This is a genomic window from Kitasatospora sp. NPDC088134, from assembly GCF_044741705.1.
Taxonomy (GTDB): domain Bacteria; phylum Actinomycetota; class Actinomycetes; order Streptomycetales; family Streptomycetaceae; genus Kitasatospora.
The window spans coordinates 382,865-404,788 of record NZ_JBIUTD010000002.1; the positions used below are offsets into that span (position 1 = coordinate 382,865).

The 21,924-nt window shown below is 73.9% G+C and carries 21 protein-coding genes and 1 tRNA gene; 13 read left to right on the forward strand and 9 right to left on the reverse strand.

Going from position 1 to position 21,924, the window contains the following annotated elements; all coding sequences use genetic code 11:
• The first annotated feature begins 24 nt into the window (after nucleotides 1–24).
• The 3 genes from ACIOHG_RS05275 to ACIOHG_RS05285 are packed head-to-tail and all read left to right on the forward strand — an operon-like array spanning nucleotide 25 to nucleotide 2,765.
• On the forward strand, nucleotides 25–975 hold the full coding sequence (locus ACIOHG_RS05275) for an amino acid ABC transporter permease (protein ID WP_400945484.1): 951 nt from the start codon (nucleotides 25–27) through the stop codon (nucleotides 973–975).
• Nucleotides 972–1,745: an amino acid ABC transporter ATP-binding protein gene (locus tag ACIOHG_RS05280; protein ID WP_400945486.1), complete on the forward strand. Its 774-nt coding sequence runs from the start codon at nucleotides 972–974 to the stop codon at nucleotides 1,743–1,745. The genes ACIOHG_RS05275 and ACIOHG_RS05280 overlap by 4 nt, the downstream gene beginning before the upstream one ends.
• Nucleotides 1,746–1,778: 33 nt before the next feature.
• Nucleotides 1,779–2,765 carry an ABC transporter substrate-binding protein gene (locus ACIOHG_RS05285; protein WP_400945489.1) on the forward strand — a complete coding sequence of 329 codons (987 nt, stop codon included), beginning with the start codon at nucleotides 1,779–1,781 and terminating at the stop codon, nucleotides 2,763–2,765.
• Nucleotides 2,766–2,796: 31 nt separating this feature from the next.
• Here the strand turns inward: ACIOHG_RS05285 and ACIOHG_RS05290 are convergent, their stop codons facing one another.
• The 5 genes from ACIOHG_RS05290 to ACIOHG_RS05310 form a co-directional block, all read right to left on the reverse strand.
• Nucleotides 2,797–3,645 (reverse strand): STM4011 family radical SAM protein, encoded by an 849-nt coding sequence (locus ACIOHG_RS05290; protein ID WP_400945491.1) that lies wholly within the window; start codon nucleotides 3,643–3,645, stop codon nucleotides 2,797–2,799.
• Nucleotides 3,642–5,006 (reverse strand): STM4012 family radical SAM protein, encoded by a 1,365-nt coding sequence (locus ACIOHG_RS05295; protein ID WP_400945494.1) that lies wholly within the window; start codon nucleotides 5,004–5,006, stop codon nucleotides 3,642–3,644. The genes ACIOHG_RS05290 and ACIOHG_RS05295 overlap by 4 nt, the downstream gene beginning before the upstream one ends.
• Entirely contained in the window at nucleotides 5,003–5,842 is an 840-nt protein-coding gene (locus tag ACIOHG_RS05300; protein WP_400945765.1) for an STM4013/SEN3800 family hydrolase, read from the reverse strand. The genes ACIOHG_RS05295 and ACIOHG_RS05300 overlap by 4 nt, the downstream gene beginning before the upstream one ends.
• Before the next feature lie 121 nt (nucleotides 5,843–5,963).
• Nucleotides 5,964–7,163 (reverse strand): STM4014 family protein, encoded by a 1,200-nt coding sequence (locus ACIOHG_RS05305; protein ID WP_400945497.1) that lies wholly within the window; start codon nucleotides 7,161–7,163, stop codon nucleotides 5,964–5,966.
• Between the two features lie 11 nt (nucleotides 7,164–7,174).
• Entirely contained in the window at nucleotides 7,175–8,125 is a 951-nt protein-coding gene (locus ACIOHG_RS05310; RefSeq protein WP_400945499.1) for an STM4015 family protein, read from the reverse strand.
• A 176-nt stretch (nucleotides 8,126–8,301) separates the two neighbouring features.
• Between ACIOHG_RS05310 and ACIOHG_RS05315 the strand changes: the two genes are divergently transcribed.
• The 3 genes from ACIOHG_RS05315 (at nucleotide 8,302) to ACIOHG_RS05325 (ending at nucleotide 10,830) form a co-directional block, all read left to right on the forward strand.
• On the forward strand, nucleotides 8,302–8,628 hold the full coding sequence (locus ACIOHG_RS05315) for a hypothetical protein (RefSeq protein WP_400945502.1): 327 nt from the start codon (nucleotides 8,302–8,304) through the stop codon (nucleotides 8,626–8,628).
• Between the two features lie 71 nt (nucleotides 8,629–8,699).
• Nucleotides 8,700–9,809 (forward strand): DUF6745 domain-containing protein, encoded by a 1,110-nt coding sequence (locus tag ACIOHG_RS05320; protein ID WP_400945504.1) that lies wholly within the window; start codon nucleotides 8,700–8,702, stop codon nucleotides 9,807–9,809.
• Between the two features lie 181 nt (nucleotides 9,810–9,990).
• Nucleotides 9,991–10,830, forward strand: coding sequence for a fumarylacetoacetate hydrolase family protein (locus ACIOHG_RS05325; RefSeq protein WP_400945508.1), 840 nt, complete (start codon nucleotides 9,991–9,993; stop codon nucleotides 10,828–10,830).
• A gap of 233 nt (nucleotides 10,831–11,063) precedes the next feature.
• Here ACIOHG_RS05325 and ACIOHG_RS05330 read toward each other — a convergent pair whose 3' ends face one another.
• On the reverse strand, nucleotides 11,064–11,831 hold the full coding sequence (locus ACIOHG_RS05330; protein WP_400945510.1) for a TetR/AcrR family transcriptional regulator: 768 nt from the start codon (nucleotides 11,829–11,831) through the stop codon (nucleotides 11,064–11,066).
• Between the two features lie 137 nt (nucleotides 11,832–11,968).
• On the opposite strand from ACIOHG_RS05330, the gene ACIOHG_RS05335 reads away from it, so the two are divergent.
• The 5 genes from ACIOHG_RS05335 (at nucleotide 11,969) to ACIOHG_RS05355 (ending at nucleotide 18,224) form a co-directional block, all read left to right on the forward strand.
• A complete protein-coding gene (locus ACIOHG_RS05335; protein ID WP_400945513.1) occupies nucleotides 11,969–12,619 on the forward strand; it encodes a rhomboid-like protein in 651 nt (216 codons plus the stop codon).
• Nucleotides 12,620–12,675: 56 nt separating this feature from the next.
• Nucleotides 12,676–14,388 carry a DUF885 domain-containing protein gene (locus tag ACIOHG_RS05340; protein ID WP_400945515.1) on the forward strand — a complete coding sequence of 571 codons (1,713 nt, stop codon included), beginning with the start codon at nucleotides 12,676–12,678 and terminating at the stop codon, nucleotides 14,386–14,388.
• A 123-nt stretch (nucleotides 14,389–14,511) separates the two neighbouring features.
• Complete coding sequence (locus ACIOHG_RS05345; protein WP_400945518.1) at nucleotides 14,512–16,119, forward strand: MFS transporter; 1,608 nt, start codon at nucleotides 14,512–14,514, stop codon at nucleotides 16,117–16,119.
• A gap of 241 nt (nucleotides 16,120–16,360) precedes the next feature.
• Complete coding sequence (locus ACIOHG_RS05350; protein ID WP_400945521.1) at nucleotides 16,361–17,386, forward strand: trypsin-like serine peptidase; 1,026 nt, start codon at nucleotides 16,361–16,363, stop codon at nucleotides 17,384–17,386.
• A 91-nt stretch (nucleotides 17,387–17,477) separates the two neighbouring features.
• On the forward strand, nucleotides 17,478–18,224 hold the full coding sequence (locus ACIOHG_RS05355; RefSeq protein WP_400945523.1) for a hypothetical protein: 747 nt from the start codon (nucleotides 17,478–17,480) through the stop codon (nucleotides 18,222–18,224).
• 22 nt (nucleotides 18,225–18,246) lie between these two features.
• Here ACIOHG_RS05355 and ACIOHG_RS05360 read toward each other — a convergent pair whose 3' ends face one another.
• The 3 genes from ACIOHG_RS05360 to ACIOHG_RS05370 form a co-directional block, all read right to left on the reverse strand.
• Nucleotides 18,247–18,627, reverse strand: coding sequence for a hypothetical protein (locus ACIOHG_RS05360; protein WP_400945526.1), 381 nt, complete (start codon nucleotides 18,625–18,627; stop codon nucleotides 18,247–18,249).
• Nucleotides 18,624–19,295: a hypothetical protein gene (locus tag ACIOHG_RS05365; RefSeq protein ID WP_400945528.1), complete on the reverse strand. Its 672-nt coding sequence runs from the start codon at nucleotides 19,293–19,295 to the stop codon at nucleotides 18,624–18,626. The genes ACIOHG_RS05360 and ACIOHG_RS05365 overlap by 4 nt, the downstream gene beginning before the upstream one ends.
• Nucleotides 19,296–19,385: 90 nt before the next feature.
• Nucleotides 19,386–19,457, reverse strand: a tRNA-Arg gene (locus ACIOHG_RS05370).
• Between the two features lie 168 nt (nucleotides 19,458–19,625).
• On the opposite strand from ACIOHG_RS05370, the gene ACIOHG_RS05375 reads away from it, so the two are divergent.
• Nucleotides 19,626–20,138 carry a response regulator gene (locus ACIOHG_RS05375; RefSeq protein ID WP_400945530.1) on the forward strand — a complete coding sequence of 171 codons (513 nt, stop codon included), beginning with the start codon at nucleotides 19,626–19,628 and terminating at the stop codon, nucleotides 20,136–20,138.
• Nucleotides 20,139–20,256: 118 nt separating this feature from the next.
• Nucleotides 20,257–21,912, forward strand: a complete 1,656-nt coding sequence (argS, locus tag ACIOHG_RS05380; protein ID WP_400945533.1) for an arginine--tRNA ligase — start codon at nucleotides 20,257–20,259, stop codon at nucleotides 21,910–21,912.
• Nucleotides 21,913–21,924: the final 12 nt, after the last annotated feature.

A 21,924-nucleotide genomic window follows, 5' to 3' on the forward strand; every position in this document is an offset into this window, starting at 1 on the left:
CCCGCGACCACCCCGGAGCCCCCGATGACCGCCGTCACCCCCGAGACCGCCGCCCTGCCCCTGCGACCACCCGCCCGCGAAGAGGAGCGGCTGACCATCGTCCCGCACCGCCGCCCGTGGCGGCTGCTGGCCGGCCTGGCCGCGCTGGTGCTGGTCGCCCAGTTCACCCACGGCCTGGCCGTCAACCCCGGCTGGGACTGGCCGACCTTCCGCGCCTTCGTGTTCTCCGACAGCATCCTGCGCGCCGTCGGCGTCACCCTCCAACTCACCGCCTACGGAACGGTGCTGGGCTTCGCGCTGGGCGCGGTGATCGCCGCCCTGCGGCTCTCCGGCAGCGCCGTCCTGCGCACCATCGCCTGGACGTACGTGTGGGCGTTCCGCTCGATCCCGCTGATCGTCCAACTGGTCTTCTGGTTCAACCTGGCCTACCTGTACAAGCGGATCGGGATCGGCATCCCGTTCGGCCCGAGCTTCGTCTCCTTCGGCACCATGGACCTGCTCGGCGCACTCGGCGCGGCCGTGCTCGGCCTGGCCCTGCACCAGGCCGCGTACGCCGCCGAGATCATCCGCGGCGGGGTGCTGGCGGTGGACGCCGGACAGCTCGAAGCGGCCGCCGCGCTCGGCATCCCCCGGTTCCGGCAAGCCTGGCGGATCGTGCTGCCGCAGGCGATGCGGGGCATCCTGCCGAACGCCGCCAACGAGGTGATCTCGCTGTTCAAGGGCACCTCGATCGTCTACGTGATGGCGATCGGAGAACTCTTCTACCAGGTCCAGGTGATCTACGGCCGGACCGGCCGGGTGGTGCCGCTGCTGCTGGTCGCCACCGTCTGGTACGTGCTGCTGACCACCGCGCTCTCCGCCGTCCAGTACTGGGTCGAGCGCTACTTCGCCCGGGGCAGCGCCCGGCACCTCCCGCCCACCCCCTGGCAGCGCCTGCGCGCCGCCGTCACCGAGATCCAGGAGAGGCGAGCATGAGCGCCACCGGCACCGCGATGGTCGAAGTACGCGGCGTGCACAAGAGGTTCGGCCGGCTGGAGGTGCTGCGCGGCATCGACCTGGACGTCCGGGAGGGCACCGTCACGGTGGTGCTGGGGCCGTCCGGCTCCGGCAAGTCCACCCTGCTGCGGGCGGTCAACCACCTGGAGAAGCTCGACCAGGGGTACGTCCGGGTGGACGGCGAGCTGATCGGCTACCGGCGGACCGGCGACAAGCTGCGCGAGCTGCCCGAACGCGAGGTGCTCAAGCAGCGCACCCGGCTCGGCTTCGTGTTCCAGAACTTCAACCTGTTCCCGCACCTGACCGTGCTGGAGAACCTGGTGGAGGCCCCGGTCGGCGCGCTCGGCGTGCCGAAGGCCGAGGCCCGGGCCCGCGCCCTCGACCTGCTGGCGCGGGTCGGCCTCGCCGACAAGGCCGAGGAGTACCCGCGCCGGCTCTCCGGCGGCCAGCAGCAGCGGGTCGCCATCGCCCGGGCGCTCGCCCTGGAGCCCAAGGTGCTGCTGTTCGACGAGCCGACCTCCGCGCTCGACCCCGAGCTGGTCGGCGAGGTGCTCGACGTGATCAAGGACCTGGCCCGCACCGGCACCACCATGATCGTCGTCACCCACGAGATCGGCTTCGCCCGCGAGGTCGCCGACACCGTGGTCTTCATGGACGGCGGCGTGGTGGTCGAACAGGGCCCGCCCGCCCAGGTGCTGGACGCCCCGCAGCACGAACGGACCCGCGCCTTCCTCGCCAAGGTCCTCTGAACTCCTCTTACTGAGCAAAGGAACCCCGTCACCATGGCCCTGACCCGCCGCGCCCTGCTCCCGGCCGCCGCCGCCCTGACCGCCACCCTGCTGCTCGCCGCCTGCGGCTCCGGCGGGAACGCCGCCGCCGAGCTCGGCGGCAGCAAGGGCAGCACCGCCCCGAACGGCGCCACGATCAACCTGACGCCCCAGCAGAACCGGGTGAGCACGCCCAAAGTCGACGCGCTCGCGGCACTCCTCCCGGACGAGATCCGCCGAAGAGGCACCCTCCGGGTGGCCGCCAGCGTCGGCTCCGTCCCGCCGCTCGGCTTCTACGCCACCGACGACAAGACCGTGATCGGCACCGAGCCCGACCTCGCCCACCTGATCGGCGACGCGCTCGGGCTGAAGGTCGAGATCGACCCGGTCTCCTGGGAGAACGTCTTCGTCGGCCTGGACAGCGGCAAGTACGACGCGGGCATCACCAACGTCACCGTCACCGAGGCCCGCAAGGAGAAGTACGACTTCGCCACCTACCGGCTCGACATCCTCGGCTTCGAGGCCAAGAAGGGCGGCAGCTGGAAGGTCAAGGCGCCCGCCGACGTGGCCGGGCACACCATCGGCGTCTCCTCCGGGACCAACCAGGAGAAGCTGCTGCTCGCCTGGAACGATGCCAACGTCAAGGCCGGGCTCAAGCCGGTGGACGTGAAGTACTACCAGAACTCCTCCGACTACTACCTCGCCCTCGGCTCCGGCCGGATCGACGCCTGGCTCGGCCCCAACCCGTCCGGCGCCTTCCATGCCGCGCAGACCGGCGAGACCGAGATCATCGGCACCTACTCCGGGGCCGGCGACACCGTGCTCGGCAAGATCGCCGCCACCACCAAGAAGGACAGCGGCCTGGTCAAGGCGCTGAACGGGGCCATCAACGAGGTGATCAAGAACGGCACGTACGGCCAGGTGCTCAAGCGCTGGGGCCTGGACAACGAGGCCGTGCCGACCTCCGAGATCAACCCGCCCGGCCTGCCCAAGATCAACTGACAACATCTGTAAGGCAGTTGGGGCGCATCCCTCACCAGCCGTGCGGGATGCGCTCCAGCACGCCGCCCGCGAACACGTCGTACAGCGGCAGCGGCTCCAGGTGCACGTAGCCGATGTGGCAGTCGCACTCGCCCAACGGGCAGACCCGGGGCCGCAGTTGCGCCCGGTACGAGTCGTCGTACAGGTTGCCCAGCGGCGGCCGGACGAAGTGGCAGCGGCGCACCGTGCCGTCCCCGTCCACCGAGACCACGCTCTCCCCGGTCCGGCACGGCAGGCCCGCGCTGCGGTGCGGGTGCCGGCTGTAGCCGAACAGCGGGTCCAACTCCGTCCACTCGGCGGCCTGTTCGTCCGAGTAGCTCAGCCCGTCCGCCGCGTTCACCCACAGGTAGACCTCGGACGGCAGCGCCGCCCGCAGCCGCCGGGCCGCCGCCAGGTGCTCCGGCTGCCCGACCACGCCCACGCTGAACCGGACGCCCAGCGCGGTAAGTTCGGCGCACTTGGCGAGGAAGCGCTGCTCCGTCACCTGCCCCGGGTGGTACGTCACCCAGAGCGCCAGCTTCGCCAGGTCCGCCTCCGCCAGCCAGCCCGTCCGGCAGCTGGCGTTGGTCTGGATCGCCACCCGGTCCAGCTGCGGCAGCCGGCTCAGCTCCACCATCGCCCGCCGGTACCAGCTGCGCACCAGCCCCTCGCCCCAGGGCGTGAACAGCACCGACAGCCGCCCGTGCCGGTACTCCGCCGCCCAGGCGGTGAACCGCTCCAGCGCGGCCCAGTCGGCGCGCAGCAGCTCCGGGGTGTCCCGCCGCTTGGCGAACGGGCAGTACGGGCAGTCGTAGTCGCAGGAGGACAGCGGCCCCCGGTACAGGATCGTCAGCTCGCTCATCGCGGCGCGTACTCCGCCATCCGCTCCCGCACGCCCGCCGAGAACAGCCGCGGCCCGATCGCGTCCGACCAGGCCAGGCCCTCCGGGCTGAGCAGCAGCCGGCCGTCCGCGCCGTCCCCGCCCGCTCCGTCCTCGGCCAGCCAGCCGCGCTCGGCGAAGCCGTCCAGCTCGACCGGGAAGTCCTGCTGCGGGGAGGAGCCGAAGCGGGCCCGGTAGGCGGCCAGGTCCACGCCCTCGCCCTGCAGCAGGGACTGCACCAGGTGCCGGCGGCGGGTCTCCTCGTCCGTCATCTCCCAGCCCAGCTCGGCCCGGGAGAAGTCCGGCGCCGCCACGTAGTCGTCGATGATCCGGCGCACCTCGCGGGCGTCCACCGCGTAGTCGAAGGAGTAGTGCAGCTTCGAGGTGTACGAGCGGGCCCCGCAGCCCAGCCCCACCATGCCGTCGGTCTGGCAGGCGTACTCGCCCGCGCTCGCCCGCGCCGCCCCCGCCCTGCGGAACATCCGCATCGACACCTGCTCGTACCCCTCGGCCAGCAGGTGGTCGCGGCCCGCCCGGTACAGCGCGAGGCGCTGCGCGTCCCACTCCGGGGACGGGCCGTCCGCCGAGTGCCGGCCCAGCCCGGTCAGCGGGCGGACGTACAGCGGGTACAGGTACAGTTCCTCGGGCTGCCAACCCAGCGCCGCGTCCAGCGACTTGACCCAGCTGGCGGCGGTCTGGCCCTCGATGCCGTAGATCAGGTCGATGTTCAGCACCGGGAACCCGGCGTCCCGGACCCGGCCCAGCGCGGCCTCCACCGCCGCCCGCTTCTGCGGCCGCACCGCGGCCCGCGCCTCCTCGTCCAGGAAGGACTGCACGCCCAGGCTCAGCCGGGTCGTCCCGCGCTCCGCCAGCACCCGCAGCCGGTCGGCCGTCGCGGTGTCCGGCGAGGCCTCGACCGAGAGCGGGATCGCCCGCAGGTCCGCCCCCATCGTCAACTCCGCGATGTCGCACAGCCGTTCCAGCTCGGCCGCGGTCAGGTATGTCGGCGTCCCGCCGCCGAACGCCGCCAGCGCGAACCGGGCGTCCGCCGCCAGCGCCGCCCGGACCTGCCCCGCCTGCCGCTCCAGCGCGTCCAGGTACGCCGTGGTCAGCCCCTCCGGACTCCCGATCCGGGTGAACAGGTTGCAGAACCCGCAGCGCACCTCGCAGAACGGCACGTGCAGGTACAGCGAGAGCGCGTCCTGCTTCTCCCCGCTCCACAGCCCGGCCAGCGCCGGCCGCTCCGGCAGCGGTCGGTACGCCGTCTTGTGCGGGTACGCGTAGACGTAACTCTGGTACGGCGACTCGGTGTTCACGGTCTCCACGGTATCCGCGGTGTTCATCGGCTCTCCGGCCTGCTCGTCGGGAGGGGGCTGGTCCTCGGGAGGACGAAGTGCGCGTACGGCACGGTCCACACCACCTCGTGCCCGATCCGGTGCCCCGTGTACCCGTCCTCGCCGTACGCCGTCCCGTGGTCCGAGCAGACGATCGCGAAGCACGGGCGGCGGGCGCTCATCACCGCGAACAGCCGGCCCAGGTGGGCGTCCACGTACTCCAGCGCCGCCGCGTGCGAGGCCCGGCTGTCACCGTCCTCGCGGGTCGCGCCCGGCAGGTGGAACCAGTTCGGCTGGTGCAGCGCCGAGACGTTGACGAACAGGAACAGCGGTTGGTCAGGACGCTGCTCGGCGGCGACCCGCTCGGCCACCGCCACCTGCGACTCGAACGAGATCGGCGACGGCACCCCCAACTCCGGCGCCCAGTGGCTCTCCTGGAACAGCCCCGGCAGCACCGACCCCAGCGGCCCCTGCTTGTTGAAGAACCCCACCCCGCCGATGCACACCGTCCGGTACCCCTCCGCCGCGAGCGCCGTCGGCAGGTCCGGGGCGTCGAACACCCAGGTCCGCGACTCGGTGCTCTCCGAGCCGGCGAAGCGCGCTGCGAACAGCCGCGGATGCGGACCGTCCGGCGAGGCCGGCGTGGGCAGGAACCCCGCCAGGATCGCCTGGTGCGCGGCGTACGTGAAACTCCCCGGCGAGTGCCGCCGCTCCCACCCGCCTTCGGGCAGCACCTTCGCCAGATTCGGCAGCCGGCCGGCCCTGAACAGCTCGTCGGCGACGTCGAAGCGGAGCGTGTCGAGGGTGACCAGGAGGAGGTCGTGCGAGCCGACGATCTCGTTCATGTCGGGTATCTGGTGCTGCATCAACTTGCTTTCTGAGCGCTCGGGAACAATCGGGGGAGCCCCGTCAGGGGCCCGGGGAACGGCGGTGCCGAGGGGCTGATCGCCGGAACCCAATGGGGCGCTACGGGGCGTCGGCCGAAAGACCTTCGGCCCGAAACGGGGTCGCGCCTCGCGGCCCGTCGGACACCAGCCACTCGGCCCCGCCGTTCCCCGGGCCCCTGATTTCGCCCGCTCCGACCGCCGATCGGCTCAGGAGGTGGGCGACCTGGGCGCCGTAGGTGTCGAGGCCCGGGGCCGGGCCCTCGGGGAGGCCCGGGAGGTGGGGGAGGAGGTCGCCGAAGGCGTTGACCTCGCCGACCAGGGCGCGTTGCCAGCGGGAGACCGGGAGCAGGTCGACGCCGACCATGGGGGAGCGGGGGAAGCAGCGGGCCGCGGCCTCCGCGGTGGCGAGCAGGTCGGGCCAGGCGGAGCCCGCCGCGGCCCGGGCGGTGGCGAGTTCGCCGCGGGCGCCGCCCAGGTGGAGGTTGGTCATCGGGTGGGGGCTGGTGCGGACCACCGCGTGGGTGGCCCGGCCGCCGACCACCACCACGCGGAGGTCCGCCGCCCGGCCGTCCTGCCCGGACTTCGGTATCCACTGCTCGACGTGCAGGCCCTCGGGGGCGAGCCGGTCGACCAGTTCGGCGACCTCCGCCCCGGAACGGTAGCGGCGCACCGCCAGCGAGTTGTGCAGCCCCTCGGGGGTGAGCTCGACCGAGGTGGTGGCCTGGACCCGGCCGCGCGGGCCGAACTCCAGCGCCACCACGCCGGACGCGGAGGAGCCGTGCACCGGCTTCAGGAACACCCGGCGCAGCCCGGCGGCCCGCAGCCGCTCCTGCAACTCCTCGAAGGAGGCCGGGAGTTCGCCGGGCAGCGCGCCCGGCACCGGTACTCCGGCGGCGGCCAGCGCCGCGTGGGTGCGCCGCTTGTCGAACATCACCGCGATCTCCCCGGGGTCGCCGAGCAGCCGGACGCCGGGCCGGGCGGCCAGCCCGCGCAGCGCGGCGAGCAGCCCGGCGTACCAGGCGGGGCCGCCCTCGACCCGGGTCGGCGCGTAGCCGGGGCCGAGGACGGGGCCGCGCAGCAGCCGGTCGGCCTCCGGGTCCTCGCCGGGCGAGTCGATCCGGACCACCGCCCCGGGCGGCAGCTCGTACCGTCCGCGCAGCAGGGCGGTCCAGGGCAGCACGGCGGGCTCCGGCAGGCCGGCGGCGCGGGCCGCGGCGGCGAACAGGGTGGCCCTGCGGTGCCCCGGGCAGCCCAGGACGACCAGCGGAGGCGGCGTCAACTCGGCTCCCCCTACTCGGAGATGGCGACGTAGCGCCAGTTGTCGCCCGGGTCCTCGGCGCCGGACAGGTCGACCGCCACACCGGGCAGGGCGTCCTTGAGGCGCTGCTGCATCCCGGCGGTGAGGTAGTGGTGGTGCAGGTCCAGTGTCTTCAGGTGGGTGAGCGGCTGGCCCTCAAGCAGCGCCGCCGCACCCTCGTCGGTGAGCGCGCCCATCGAGAGCGAGAGGCCGGTGAGCCGGGGGACCACGGGGGCGTGCGCGATCTCGGCGGCGATCCGGTCCTGCTCGACGGAGTTCTGCAGGCCGAGGTGGGTGAGCGCGGGCAGCGCGGTGCCGGAGAAGAACGGGGCGAGGTCCTGGAGCGTCCAGTCGCCGCCGTAGTTGTCGACGCCGAGCCAGAGCTCCAGCTTCTCCAACGCCGGGAAGGTGCTGGCGCCGACCGCGCGGACGATCACCGCGGGCAGGCCGCCGGCCTCCAGGCGCAGCGACTTCAGGTGCGCGTGCTCCACCGGGTCCAGGTGGTAGCGCTCCTGGTCCTCGTAGTCCTCGCTGGAGCCGCGCACCACCAGCTCCTCCAGCAGCGGGAAGGTCCGGAAGACCGGGGTGATGTCGGACATCTGGATCCAGGAGATCTCGCACTCCTCGAAGGTGATGTCGCAGAGGAACAGGGCGCGCAGCGCGGGGAGCCGGTCGGCCGCGCCGAGGATCAGCGGCAGCGCCTGCGACAGCGGCTGCGGCTCGTCCTCGAACCAGCGGCCCAGCACCAGGGCGGTGACCTGCGACAGGTCCACGGCGGTCAGGAACTTCTCCCACACCGTGGCGAAGCCCTCCTCGTCGTCGAAGTCCAGGCCGACCCGCCAGGCGGTGGCGGCCGCGGCCGGGAGCTCGCCCTTCTCCAGGGCGGTCCGGAAGTCGGTGACCGGGAGGCCGTGGAACTCCTCGACGTGCTGGTTGATCGTCATGCGCCGCTCCTCACGCTCGTGGTGGGGCCCCCGCGGGGCCGGAACCTGTCTACCAGTCGGAGCGGACGTTCACCCGCACAGCCACCGGCCGTGGCGCGGTTGTCGGTGGGGCGGCCTAGCTTTCCGGTCGGGAACCGCACCGGCCGCCGGGCCGGGCCGAGGACGGGAGGACACCCGTGTACCGCCAGGGTGACGTACTGATCGTGCCGATCGCACCGGGCGACGTCCCGGCCCCCGTGGCCCGGCTGCCCCGGCAGCCGAGGGACGCCCGGGGCCGGCTGGTGCTGGCCCTCGGCGAGGTGACGGGGCACGCGCACGCGGTGCTCGGCCCGGGCGAACTCGTCCGGGAGAGCGGGCCGTTCGCGCTCTCCTGGCTGCACCTGCCGGAGGGCGGCAAGGTCGTGCACGAGGAGCACGCCGAGATCGCGCTGCCCGGCGGCTGGTTCCGGGTCACCCGGCAGCGCGAGTACGTGCCGGGCGCGGTCCGCATGATCGCCGACTAGCCCCGACTGCCCGGTAGCGCCCGGTGGCACCCGGTAGCGACCCCACCCGTACGAGACGAGGACAGAGACAGATGAGCACCCAGCTGACGGGCCGTCCGGCCGACCTCTCGGTGGCGCACTGGCGGTCGGTCGCCGCCGCCACCGGCCCGGCCGACCGGGCCACCGCCGAACAGGCCGTCCGGGCCGCCTACCGGGCCGCCGGGCTGGCCGAGCCGGCCGAGTTCCGCTGGTACCCGTCGCCGCTCGCCGCCGTCACCGAACTGCTCGACGGCACGCGGGACTTCGGGGCGAGCGTACGCGAGCGGGTGCGCACCGCCGCCTGGGAGCGGGCCCGCACCCGGGCGCTCGCCGCGCTCGGCCCCGGCGGCTGGGCCGAGCTCTGGGCCGCCACCGGCGCCACCCTCGCCCCCGTCACCGCGCTGCCCGCCGAACGGGTCCGCACCGCGCTGCTCGACCGGATCGCCCCCGAGCCCGAGCCGATCGAGAGCTGGAGCGAGGCCCGCAAGCCCGCCAACCAGCAGCTCCGCCGACAGGCCGGCGAGGCCCGCGCCGACGTCCGGCTCGCCCTGCTGGACGCGGTGGCCGGCCAGCACGACGCCGCCTGGTTCGCCGCCTTTGACACCGCCGGCACCGGCGACGAGGCCCTGGCCGCGCTGGCCGGCGTCGCCCGCCAGACCGGCTGGTGGTGGCCCTACGAGCGCACCGTGCTGCTCAGCGAACGCCCCGTCGCCCTGCACCGCGACGAGGCCGGCCGGCTCGACCGCGCCGACGGCCCCGCGCTCGCCTACGCCGACGGCTTCGCGCTGCACGCCTGGCGCGGCATGCCCGTCCCCGCCGACTTCCCCGAGCGGCTGACCGGCCTCACCCCCGAGCGCATCCGCACCGAGGAGAACGCCGAGCTGCGCCGGGTGATGCTGGAGCACTTCGGCTACGACCGCTACCTCGCCGAGTCCGGCGCCGAGCCCCTGCACCGGGACGAGACCGGCGTGCTGTGGCGCATCCAGCTCCCCGACGACGAGCCCGTCGTCATGGTCGAGGTGGTCAACTCCACGCCCGAGCCGGACGGCACCTCCCGCACCTACTACCTGCGCGTCCCGCCCGCCACCCGCACCGCCCGGGCCGGCGTCGCCTGGACGTTCGGCGTCGAGGAGAAGGACTACCGCCCGCTGCGGCAGACCTGACGGCCCGCCGGAACCGCCCTGTCAAGGGTGCGGCACGCCGAGAAGCCCACCGGGCCGGCTGCTTCGAACGGGAGGAATTCGCCGAGCCGACACCACTGTTCCGCAGGCGAGACCCGCTGATATACCTCTGTTCCGGGGTGGGAACCCGCCCGCTCCCGAGACGAACAGGTGGTGACGGGCAGTGAAGCTCCTCCGCGTGGGCCCGGCGGGCGCAGAACGACCGGTCGTCCTGGCACCCGACGGCACCGCCCGCGACCTCACCCCCCTCACCCCCGACCTCGACGGCGACTTCCTCGCCGCCCTCGACCCGGCCGCGCTCGACCTCGCCGCCCTCCCGCGGGTCGACCTCGCCGGGCAGCGGATCGGCCCGCCGGTCGCCCGCCCCGGCAAGATCGTCGGCATCGGCCTCAACTACCGCGACCACGCGGCCGAGGCCGGCGCCGCGATCCCGACCGAGCCGGTGGTCTTCCTCAAGCCCACCAACACCCTGGTCGGCCCGCACGACCAGGTGCTCGTGCCGCGCGGCAGCGAGAAGACCGACTACGAGGTCGAACTCGCCGTCGTCATCGGGCGCACCGGCCGCTACCTCGACTCCGCGACGGACGCCGCCGCGATCATCGCCGGCTACGCCGCCGTCAACGACGTCACCGAACGCGCCTTCCAGTTCGAGCGCGGCGGCCAGTGGGACAAGGGCAAGTCCGCCGAGACCTTCACCCCCCTCGGCCCCTGGCTGGTCACCCCCGACGAACTCGGCGACCCCCAGTCCCTCGACCTGCGCCTGTGGGTCAACGGCGAACTCCGCCAGGACGGCAGCACCGCGGACATGATCTTCCCGGTCCACGAGACCGTCCGCTACCTCACCCACTTCATGCGCCTCGACCCCGGCGACATCATCATCACCGGCACCCCCGCCGGCGTCACCCTCGGCCGCCCGGGCACCCCCTTCCTCCGCGCCGGCGACAAGGTGGCCCTCGAAGTCACGGGCCTCGGCCGCCAGGAGATCACCATGGCGAGCAGCTAGGGAGCCCCGTCAGGGCCCCGCCGGGCTTCGCGGGAGCGAAGCTCCAGGGGCCCGGGGAACGGCGGCGCCGAGTGGCGGGTGACCGACGGGCCGCGGAGCGCCGACCCCGTTTCGGGCCGAAGGTCTTTCGGCCGACGCCCCGTAGCGCCCCACTGTGCTCCGGCGTTCAGCCTCTCGGCCCCGCCGTTCCCCGGGCCCCTGATTTCTCCCGTCCCGCCTGCCGAAAAGTTTCCTCAGAAGCCGATGTCGCGCAGGCGCGTCAGCAGCACTCCCGCCGGGCTGTCCGTGGTCTCCAGCTGGAGCCAGCCGTGCAGGACCTCCGCGGTCTGGCCGTCGCGGACGGCCGTCGCCGCTGCCATCACCACGAACTGGTCGACCAGCCACGCGCAGAGCGAGTCGACCGGGATCTGGCGGCCCTCGTCGAGCCAGCTGATCGCGGAGGCCTCGACCACCGAGATCCAGGAGCGCACCAGCAGGGTGAGCCGGGGCCCGGCCTCGCGGACGCCGAGGTGGCGCAGGGTGCGCCGGAGCGCCGCGCGGCGGACGTCGTCGACGATCGCGCTGGTGCGCCCGGTCTCGACGACGGAGCCGCCGCGCAGCAGCGCGCCGTAGCCCGCCGCGTGCTCGCCGACGAAGTCGAAGTAGCGGTGCAGGACGGCGCCGAGCTGCTGGGTGGGGGTGCCGGTGGTGGGCTCGACCGTGAAGCGGGTGGTGAGTTCGGAGGCGGCGCTGCGCAGTGCGGCTTCGTAGAGCTGCTGCTTGCCGCCGGCGAAGTAGCGGTAGACGAGCGGGCGGGAGGCCCCGGCGGCCTCCGCGACGTCGTCGAGCGAGACCTCCTCGGGCGGGCGGGAGGCGAACAGTTCGAGGGCGACGGCGATGAGTTGCTCGCGCCGCTGCTGGACGGGCAGTCGGCGGTAGGCGGCCCGCCGGGGGCGCTCCACGGCGGTCTGGTCGACGGTGCTCCCGGCGGGGCCCTCGACGGAGGGGGAGGTCGCTGCCATGGGTGCCAGGGTAATCGCCGGGCGGGGCGCCGCACCACTTCGGCGTTGCCCCGACCGGCGGGTTCTCCCGGCCGCGGACCCGGGGCGGTCGCAGAATGTGACGAGGTGTCAGCGGGGAGTGCGGCGAGGAGCGGCCGGTGCGGTGGGTGCGGGCGGTCGAGCGGTGGGTCGGGAAGTCCCCGGGGACGTACGTGTGGCTGGCACTGCTCGCGCTGACCAGCTTCGTGGTGGCCCGGGAGGACCCGGGGACGCTGGACTTCTTCCTGCAGCAGCGGTCCACCAACCTCGACCACCTGACCTCGGACCCGGTCCGGGTGCTGCTGGCCAGCCTGATCTGGACGGAGCAGGCGAACTTCCCGTTCTACTTCGTGCTGTTCCACGTCTTCCACGTCCCCGCCGAACGCTGGCTGGGCACCCGGCGCTGGCTGACGGTGGCGCTGACCGCGCACGTGGTGGCGACGTTCGTCAGCGAGGGCGTGGTGGCCTGGGGCGTGCACCGGCACCTGCTGCCGGAGAACCTGTCGACCACCGTGGACGTCGGGGTGTCGTACGCGCTGGCCGGCGTCGAGGGGGTGCTGACGTACGCGCTGGCCGGCGCCTGGGGGCTGGTGTACGGGTACGGGCTGATCGGGTTCTACCTGGTGCCGCTGCTGCTCTCGCACACCTTCACCGACCTGGGGCACTTCTGCTCGGTGCTGATCGGCCTGGCGTTCCGGCCGTTCACCCGGGGGCGGCCGCGCTGGGACCCGTGGCGGACCGTCAGCGCGCTGCGGGGGCGGAAGGGGTGACGACGGCGATACCGAAGAGGGGTTGAATTCGCCTGCGGCTACGACAGGATGGCCGGATGGCTCATGAACTCAACGACGCGCTTCCGAGCGGCCCCACCCCGCGCCGCCTCGCCGACGACTACGTCCACGCCCTCGCCGCGGCCGACCCGCTGACCGCGGTCTACCTCGGCCTCAACCCGGAGGACGACGGCCTGCCCGACCTCTCCCCGGCGGGCATCGAAGCACTCGCGGAACTCGGCCGCCGCACCCTCGCCGCCCTGGACGCACTGGAGGCGGCCGGCCCGGTGGAGGACGAGGCGGAGCGCCGCTGCGCCCGGCTGCTGCGCGAGCGGCTGACCGCCGAACTGGCCGTGCACGACGCGGGCGAGGGCTACCGCACGGTCCGCAACCTGGGCTCGCCGGTGCACAACACCCGTGAGATGTTCACCCTGCTGCCCACCGACACCGACGAGGACTGGCTGCGGCTGGGCCGCCGGCTGGCCCGCTTCCCGCTGGCGATGGCCCAGTACCGGGAGAGCCTGGAGGAGGGCGTCCGGCGCGGCCTGCTGTCGGCGCCCCGTCAGGTCGACACCGTGGTCGGGCAGTTCGCCGAGTGGCTGGAGGGCGAGCGGCCCGGCGGCTGGTTCGGCGAGCTGGTCTCCGCCGCGCCCGAGCACCTGCGCGAGCAGCTGACCGCCACCGCGGTCGAGGCCACCACCGCCCTCGCCGAGCTGCGGGACTGGCTGCGCGACGGCTACGGCCCGGCCGCCCAGGGCACCCCCGACGCGGTCGGCCGGGAGCGCTACACCCGCTGGGTGCGCTACTGGACGGGCTCCGAGCTGGACCTGGACGAGGCGTACCGCTGGGCCTGGGAGCAGTTCCACGAGCTGGACGCGCAGATGCGGGTCGAGGCGGAGAAGGTCCGGCCGGGCGCGACCCCGATGCAGGCGATGAAGTGGCTGGAGACCGACGGCCCGGCGATCCGCGGCGAGCAGGCGGTGCAGGAGTACCTGCAGGGCCTGATGGACCGGGCGATCAGCGACCTGCAGGGCGTGCACTTCGACCTGGCCGAGCCGCTGCTGAAGGTGGAGTCCCGGATCGCCCCGGCGGGCAGCGCCGCGGCCCCGTACTACACCCAGCCCTCGCTGGACTTCTCCCGCCCCGGCCGGACCTGGCTGCCGACCCTGGGCCGGGAGTCCTTCCCGGAGTGGGACCTGGTCTCCACCTGGTACCACGAGGGCGTCCCCGGCCACCACCTGCAGCTCGCGCAGTGGACGCTGGTCGCGGACCGGCTCTCCACCTACCAGGTCACCCTGGGCGGCGTCAGCGCCAACCTGGAGGGCTGGGCGCTGTACGCGGAGCGCCTGATGGACGAGCTGGGCTACCTCACCGACCCCGGCCACCGGCTCGGCTACCTGAACGCGCAGATGATGCGCGCCCTGCGGGTGATCGTCGACATCGGCATGCACGCCGAGCTGGACTTCCCGGCCGACTCCCCGTTCGCCCCCGGCGAGCCGATGCTGCCGGAGCGCGCCCGCGAGTTCTTCGGCGCGTACTGCGGCCTGTCGAAGGGCTTCCTGGACAGCGAGCTGGTCCGCTACCTGGGCCTGCCCGGCCAGGCGATCGGCTACAAGCTCGGCGAGCGGGCCTGGCTGCGCGGCCGGGCCGCGGCCCGGGCGGCGGCCGAGGCGGACGGCGGCGAGTTCGACCTCAAGGCCTGGCACATGGCGGCGCTCTCGCAGGGCTCGCTGGGCCTGGACGACCTGGTGGCCGAGCTCGGCGCGCTGTAGCCGGAGGAGCGTCCCGGGTGGCCGTTGCGGCCGGGCACCCGGGGCCGCCTCCCGGAGAGGGGCCCCACCCCTCGGGGCCCCCGGGAGTCCACCCCTCGGGACGATTCGCCCCGAACGTCCCGCATGCTGACATCGGCGGGCATTGCCGGACGAATCGCCTTGCCGCTGCTCCGATCGGGGGTTTCCCTGGAGAGAGCGCCCTGCGCGCGCTGCCCCACTCCCGATCGCGGAAGGCGGCCCCCGGTGACCACCCCCGACACCCAGGCGGCGGACCCGCGCCGCTGGTGGGCCCTGGCGGTCATCGCCATCGCCCAGCTGATGATCGTCCTGGACGCGACGATCGTGAACATCGCACTCCCGTCCGCGCAGAAGGCCCTCGACATCTCCGACGCCAACCGGCAGTGGGTGATCACCGCCTACCTGCTGGCCTTCGGCGGCCTGCTGCTGCTCGGCGGCCGGATCGGCGACCTGTTCGGCCGCAAGCGGACCTTCCTGGTCGGCCTGATCGGCTTCGCCCTCGCCTCCGGCCTCGGCGGCTTCGCCACCAACGGCGGCATGCTGTTCGCCGCCCGCGCCCTGCAGGGCGCCTTCGGGGCGCTGCTCGCCCCGTCCGCGCTCGCGCTGCTCTCCGTCACCTTCCGCGACCCGCGCGAGCGGGCCACCGCGTTCGGCGTCTTCGGCGCGCTGGCCGGCGGCGGCGCGGCGATCGGCCTGCTCACCGGCGGCCTGCTCACCGAGTTCCTGTCCTGGCGCTGGTGCCTGTACGTCAACGTGCCGATCGCGGTGGTCACCGCCGTCGGCGCCTCCTACCTGCTGGTCCGCGACCACGTCGACCGCTCCCGCCGGGTCCGGCTCGACCTGCCCGGCGCGGTGCTCGGCTGCGGCGGCCTGCTGCTGATCGTCTACGGCACCTCGGAGGCGGTCACCCGCGGCTGGAGCGACTGGCTGGTGCTGACCGCGCTCTGCACCGGCGTCGCCCTGCTGGCGGTGTTCGCCCTGGTCGAGCGGCGCACCGAGCACGCGCTGCTGCCGATCCACCTGATCTCCGACCGCAACCGGGCCGGCGGCGCGCTCGCCGTCGGCCTCGCGGTGATCGGCATGTACGGCCTGTTCCTGTTCCTCACCTACTACCTGCAGGGCATCCAGGGCTACTCGCCGATCAAGGCGGGCGTCTCCTTCCTGCCGATGACCGCCGCGATCGTGCTCAGCGCGGCCGGGATCGCCTCCCGCCTGATGACCCGCCTCCCGACCCGCAACCTGGTCGTCCCCGGCCTGCTGCTCGGCGCCGCCGGGATGGCCTGGCTCACCCAGCTCAAGGTGGACAGCTCCTACCTGACCATGGTGCTGCCCGCCGAACTGCTGCTCGGCCTCGGCATGGGCCTGGTCTTCATGCCGACCATGAACCTGGCCACCCTGGGGGTCGCCCCCGAGGAGACCGGCGCCGCCTCCGCCATCATCAACAGCGCCCAGCAGGTGGGCGGTTCGATCGGCACCGCGCTGCTCAACACGATCGCCGCCAGCGTCACCGCCACCTACCTGACCACCCGCAACCCCGCCGACCCGCTGGTCCAGGCCCGGGGCGCGGTGCACGGCTACGCGGTCGCCACCACCGTCGCCATGGGCATCCTGCTGGCCGCCGCGGTGATCGCCTTCCTGCTGATCGACCACCGCCCCGCCCCCGGCGAGGCCGAGGGCCGGGACGCCGCCGCCGAGGCCCGCGCCGCCGTCTGACCCGCGCCGCCGTCCGACCCGCTCCGTCCGCACCGGCACCCGGCCCGACCGGGTGTCGGTGCCCGCTGTCGGCCGCCGCCGTGAGACCCTGCTGTCCGCCGTCGGAACATTCACCACTCTCCCAGGTCGGGATCACCGCATTCCCAGGTCGGGAGCGGAGACTCGGAACGCATCGAGAGGTGTCCGCGTCGGCAACGCGGGTACGCGCACGGCCTACCGGACAGGGAGCGGGGGAAGCAGGATGGGACGGCACACCAGACCGCGCGAGCGCCGCCTGCCGCGGCCGCGCTCGCTCGCCCTGACCTCGGTCCTCGCCGTCGGCGTGGTCGCCGCGACCACCGCCGTCGGGCTGTACTCCGCCGGGCTGCCGGGCAGCGCCCCCCACCACCCCAGCACCGACAGCGTGGCGATGGCCGGCGACCTCCGCCCGGCGAGCCCGAGCCCGAGCCCGAGTGCCGACGCCAGCCCGAGTGCCGACGCCAGCCCGAGTGCCGACGCCGGCGCGAGCGCGAGCCCCGCCGCGACGCCGACCCCGGGCGACCCGGCGGCCCCCGACGTCCGGCAGGCCGTCGACCCCACCGCCGACACCGCCCGCCCCGCCCCCAGCAGCGCGCCGCCCAGCGACCCGCTCGGCGTCACCGCGGTCGCCGCCGACACCGCCGAGTCCCGCCGGGTCGGCGCCCTGTTCTCCGGCACCGTCGGCCCCGGGAACCACTTCTGCACCGCCAGCGTGATCGACAGCCCCGGCCGGAACCTGATCCTCACCGCCGCACACTGCCTGTCCGGCGCGAGCGGCGTCACCTTCGTCCCCGGCTACCGCGACGGCCAGGCCCCGTACGGCAGTTGGAAGGTCACCAAGGTCTACACCTCGGACGGCTGGCAGAACGGGAGCGACCCCGACGAGGACTTCGCGATCCTCGCCGTCGCCCCCGGCCCCGACGGCCGGCGGATCGAGGACGTGCTCGGCGGCAACCCGATCGGCACCGACGCGAGCCCGACGGCGCGCAGCCGGATCTACGGCTACCCCGCCGGCAGCGAGCAGCCGATCAGCTGCACCAACGACACCGGCCGGCAGGACACCTACCAGCGCCGGATCGACTGCCCGTCCTTCCCCGGCGGCACCAGCGGCGGCCCGTTCCTGGAGGTCTCCACCGGCGAGGTGATCGGCGTCATCGGCGGCTACCAGCAGGGCGGCGACACCGACGACACCTCCTACAGCGCCGTCTTCGACCACACCGTCGGCGACCTGCTCGCCCAGGCGGGCTGACGCCCCGTCAGGAACCCGCCCCGCCCTCCCGCCCGTCGGTGCCGACACCCACAATGGGGCGTCGCCGCACACGAACAGGAGGCCGGCCCAGGTGTTCCGCCGCTGGTGGTTCCTCGACGCCCTACGCCCCGCCGGTCCGACGGGCGCCGCCCCGCGCCCCGGCCGCCGCGAGATCAAGGCGCACAACGCCCTGGTGCTCGGCGAGTGGGAGGCCCTGCGCGCCCGGCTGCGGGAACTCGCCGCCGAACGCGTCGCCACCGCCGGCACCGTCTTCCGGGCCGCCGAACTCCAGCTGCTCACCGAGGAGTCGGCCGCCCGCCGGGCCTACCAGTGGGCCCTGGAGGCGTACGAGGCGGCCGGCCGGCTGCTCGACACCGCCGACCGCCCCGACACCGACCTGCCGGACCTGGCCGCCGCCGTGGTGCTCGCCGAGCAGGCCGTCGAACGGCTCGCCGCCGCCCACCTGCTGCACGCCGGGCAGCGCCCCGACCCGCTCGCCGTCCGCTGCTACTACAACCCGCTGCACGGCCCCGCCGCCCCCGCGCCCGCCCGCACCGGCAAGAAGGCGCACCGGACCGCCGCCCGGGAGGCCGCCGCCGACCGCCGCCCCGCCTGCCCGTCCTGCCGCCGGGCGATCCTGGCCGGCCAGCAGCCGGACGTGCTGCCCGCACTGCTCCCCGCCAAGGCCGTCCCGGGCCGCACCGGGCCCGCGCTGGTCCCGTACTACAGCGTCCCGCGCCAGTGGTCCCCGTGGTCCACCACCGCCTGCGGCGCCTACGACCCGGGCACCCCGGCCCTGGTCCTGCGCGGCGAGCACCGGCGGCACCCGCCGCGCTGACGCACCGTCGGGCGACGGTCCGTCAGGACGCGGCGGGGGCGAAGCCGCCGTGCGAGCCGCCGTCCAGCAGGGCGGCCCAGTCCAGCGGGCCCGCCAGGTCGGAGCGCCGGGGGAGCGAGACCACCAGCGCGCCGCCGGTCCGCTCGACCTGCGCACACCAGGCGGCGACGGCGTCCAGCTCGGCCTCGCTGCCCAGGGTCGGCAGCACGCAGCCCGCCTCGCCGGGCCCGTCCAGCAGGCAGAGCGTCAGCCGGGCCATCAGCTGCCAGCCCGCCAGCGCGGGCACCGCGCCGTCGACGGTGCGCAGCACCGGGAGCGCCTCGTGCACCGGTGCCCCGGCCAGCAGCAGGATCGGCGCGGACGCCCCCGACACGTAGCGCACCTGTTCGTGCGAGATCATCATGCGGGCATCCTGCCGGAGCCCTCCGACGCCGCCGCCAGCAGCCCCGCCGGGGCGGCCCAGGCCCGGTCGGTGGGCAGCGGGCTGTCGCCCAGCTCGACCCAGGTGGTGTCCAGGTGCCGGACCGCCCGGCCGTCGGTCCACCAGCGCGAGGTCGGGCCGGACGCCTCCGGGATCGGGCGGGCCGCCGCCCCGTCGACCTCCGCCGGGTCCAGCTCCGGCGCGCCGCGCAGCGCGTGCAGCAGCGCGTCGGTCTCGATCAGGTGGTCCAGCGAGGGGAAGGCCGACACCTCGGGCTCGCCGTCCCGGCCGATCACCACGGTGCCGTCCAGCAGCAGGCGCGCGCCCGGCACGCCGTCGGTGGCCGGGTGCACCGCGGACCGGAACTCGACCCGCGGGTCGCCCGGCTCCGGGTCCAGCACCGGGTCGAGGAAGACCTGCTCGCCGAAGAACGGGCTCGGCCAGCTCAGCCCCGCGTACCGCTCCCGCAGCTCGTGCAGCCGGGCCACCGGGTCGCCCGGCACCGTACCGAACACCTCCAGCAGCCGCCGGCGCAGCTCCATGTCGTCGTGCTCGTACGCGACCGGCACCACGCCCGCGCGCCCGTGCGCGCGGAGGAAGGCGGCGGCCCGCGCGGTCAGCCCCGACGGCGGTTCCCAGACAAGCGGCACGGTCGGCCCCCCACGGACGAACGATCCCGGACAGACGAAGAAGGCCCAGATCCAAGGGACCTGAGCCTCGTTCACACACTTCCTGCGAAGTGCCCCCGGTAGGATTCGAACCTACGCACCCGCCTCCGGAGGGCGGTGCTCTATCCCCTGAGCTACGGGGGCCTGGGCGAACCTCGCGGTGCTGCCCGGCCTTGCGGGGAAAACACTACCAGGGAAACAACGTGGTCCGTGCACGGGTTTCCGACGGCGGCCGGACGCGCCGTCAGGAGGTGACCGGCAAGTGCTCGAAAGCCCGGACGGGGCGGGCCGGCCGCCACTACCCTCGGTGAGGTGGCGGTGGCGTCGGGGCGGGTCCTCGTGGTGGACGACAGCGAGGTGATCCGCCGGCTGATCAGGGTCAACCTGGAGCTGGAGGGCTTCGAGGTGGTGACCGCCGCCGACGGTGCCGAGTGCCTGGAGGTGGTCCGCCGGGTCGCCCCGGACGTGATCACCCTGGACGTGGTGATGCCCCGGCTGGACGGGCTGCGGACGGCGGCCCGGCTGCGCGCCGCGTACGACACCGCGCACCTGCCGATAGCGATCGTCAGCGCCTGCACGCCGGCCGACCTGGAGCGCGGCGAGTCGGTGGGGGTGGACGGCTACCTGGCGAAGCCCTTCGACCCGGCGGACCTGGTCGCGCTGGTCGGGCGGCTGTGCGGGCAGGCCCGGACGGCGGCGCCGGGCCGGCGCCGGTTCGCCTACGACTTCGGGGCGATGCCCCAGGTGCCCGCCCAAACCAGCCGCGATTCAGCCCTGAGCGAACAGGCGCAGGAACTCGTCCGGCCGGAGGAGCCCCGCCCGTGAGATGTGCCCGTCAGCGGCGACGTCCGCCGGGACGAAGCACGCCCGGGGGGCGCGACGCGCCCGCCCGACGGCAAACCGAGTGGCGGCCGGGTACCCCGTCTCGCCTAGGCTTGGCACCGTGACACCCGCAGAACTCTCCCAGGCAGTCCAGGCCGCCGTCAGCACCGCCATCACGGCGGGCGAGCTGACCGTCGACGTGCCCGCGCACGTGACGGTCGAGCGGCCCAAGAACAGGGACCACGGCGACTACGCCACCAACGTGGCCCTCCAGCTCGCGAAGCCGGCCGGCAAGCCGCCGCGAGCCGTCGCGGAGATCCTGGCCGGACGGCTGCGAGAGATCACCGGCGTCGCGAAGGTCGACATCGCCGGTCCGGGCTTCCTCAACATCACGCTGGACGCCGCCACCCAGGGCGAGCTGGCGCGCACCATCGTCGAGGCGGGCGAGGCGTACGGCCGCAACGAGGCGCTCAAGGGCCTGAAGATCAACCTGGAGTTCGTCTCGGCGAACCCGACCGGCCCGATCCACATCGGCGGCGTCCGCTGGGCCGCCGTCGGCGACTCGCTGGCCCGGGTGCTCAAGGCCACCGGCGCCGAGGTGTCCACCGAGTACTACCTCAACGACGCCGGCGTGCAGATCACCAAGTTCGCCAAGTCGCTGAAGGCCGCCGCCAACGGGCAGCCGGTGCCGGAGGACGGCTACGTCGGCGAGTACATCACCGACATCGCCAAGGCCGTCACCGACGGCGTCCCCGGCATCCTCGACCTGCCCGCGGACGAGCAGCTGCAGACCTTCCGCACCGAGGGCCTGAAGCTGATGGTCGCCGAGATCCAGCGCTCGATGGCCGAGTTCGGCGTGCACTTCGACACCTGGTTCTCCGAGCGGACGCTGCACGACTCCGGCGCCGTCGAGAAGGCCATCGAGCGGCTCCGCGAGCAGGGCCACGTCTTCGACCGGGAAGGCGCGATCTGGCTGCGCACCACCGACTTCGGCGACGACAAGGACCGCGTCCTGATCAAGGCCGACGGCGAGACCACCTACTTCGCCGCCGACGCCGCCTACTACCTGAGCAAGCGGGACCGCGGCGCGGAGGTCTCGGTCTACATGCTCGGCGCCGACCACCACGGCTACGTCAACCGCCTCAAGGCCATCGCGGCCTGCGCCGGCGACGACATGGACCGCAACATCGAGGTGATGATCGGCCAGTTCGTGAAGATGCTGCGCGACGGCAAGGAGGTCCGGCTCTCCAAGCGCGCGGGCAACATCATCACGATCGACGACGTGATCGACTGGATCGGCGTGGACGCGGCCCGCTACATGCTGGTCCGGCAGTCCACCGACTCCACCATCACCATCGACATCGACCTGGTGACCAGCACGTCCCGGGAGAACCCGGTCTACTACGTGCAGTACGCGCACGCCCGGATGAGCGCGGTGCAGCGCAACGCGGTGGAGAAGGGCATCACCCGCAGCGCGGACTTCAAACCGGAGCTGCTGAACAGCGAGTGGGAGAACGCCCTGCTCGGCCAGCTCGGCGAGTTCCCGCGGGTGCTGGCCAAGGCCGGCGAGCTGCGCGAGCCGCACCACGTGGCCACCTACCTGGAAGAACTGGCCCGGGCCTACCACCGGTTCTACGACAACTGCCAGATCCTGCCGAAGGGCGACGAGGAGGTCACCGACCTCACGCACGCCCGCCTCTGGCTGGCCGACGCCACGCGAACGACGCTGGCCAACGGCCTCGGCCTGCTGGGCGTCTCGGCGCCCGAGCGGATGTAAAGCACCACACCC

Coding starts and splice junctions, on each gene's coding strand:
- ACIOHG_RS05275 (WP_400945484.1), top strand. CDS start 25: ATGACCGCCGTCACCCCCGAGACCGCCGCCCTGCCCCTGCGACCACCC.
- ACIOHG_RS05280 (WP_400945486.1), top strand. CDS start 972: ATGAGCGCCACCGGCACCGCGATGGTCGAAGTACGCGGCGTGCACAAG.
- ACIOHG_RS05285 (WP_400945489.1), top strand. CDS start 1,779: ATGGCCCTGACCCGCCGCGCCCTGCTCCCGGCCGCCGCCGCCCTGACC.
- ACIOHG_RS05290 (WP_400945491.1), bottom strand. CDS start 3,645: ATGAGCGAGCTGACGATCCTGTACCGGGGGCCGCTGTCCTCCTGCGAC.
- ACIOHG_RS05295 (WP_400945494.1), bottom strand. CDS start 5,006: ATGAACACCGCGGATACCGTGGAGACCGTGAACACCGAGTCGCCGTAC.
- ACIOHG_RS05300 (WP_400945765.1), bottom strand. CDS start 5,842: ATGAACGAGATCGTCGGCTCGCACGACCTCCTCCTGGTCACCCTCGAC.
- ACIOHG_RS05310 (WP_400945499.1), bottom strand. CDS start 8,125: ATGACGATCAACCAGCACGTCGAGGAGTTCCACGGCCTCCCGGTCACC.
- ACIOHG_RS05320 (WP_400945504.1), top strand. CDS start 8,700: ATGAGCACCCAGCTGACGGGCCGTCCGGCCGACCTCTCGGTGGCGCAC.
- ACIOHG_RS05330 (WP_400945510.1), bottom strand. CDS start 11,831: ATGGCAGCGACCTCCCCCTCCGTCGAGGGCCCCGCCGGGAGCACCGTC.
- ACIOHG_RS05340 (WP_400945515.1), top strand. CDS start 12,676: ATGGCTCATGAACTCAACGACGCGCTTCCGAGCGGCCCCACCCCGCGC.
- ACIOHG_RS05345 (WP_400945518.1), top strand. CDS start 14,512: ATGCTGACATCGGCGGGCATTGCCGGACGAATCGCCTTGCCGCTGCTC.
- ACIOHG_RS05350 (WP_400945521.1), top strand. CDS start 16,361: ATGGGACGGCACACCAGACCGCGCGAGCGCCGCCTGCCGCGGCCGCGC.
- ACIOHG_RS05360 (WP_400945526.1), bottom strand. CDS start 18,627: ATGATGATCTCGCACGAACAGGTGCGCTACGTGTCGGGGGCGTCCGCG.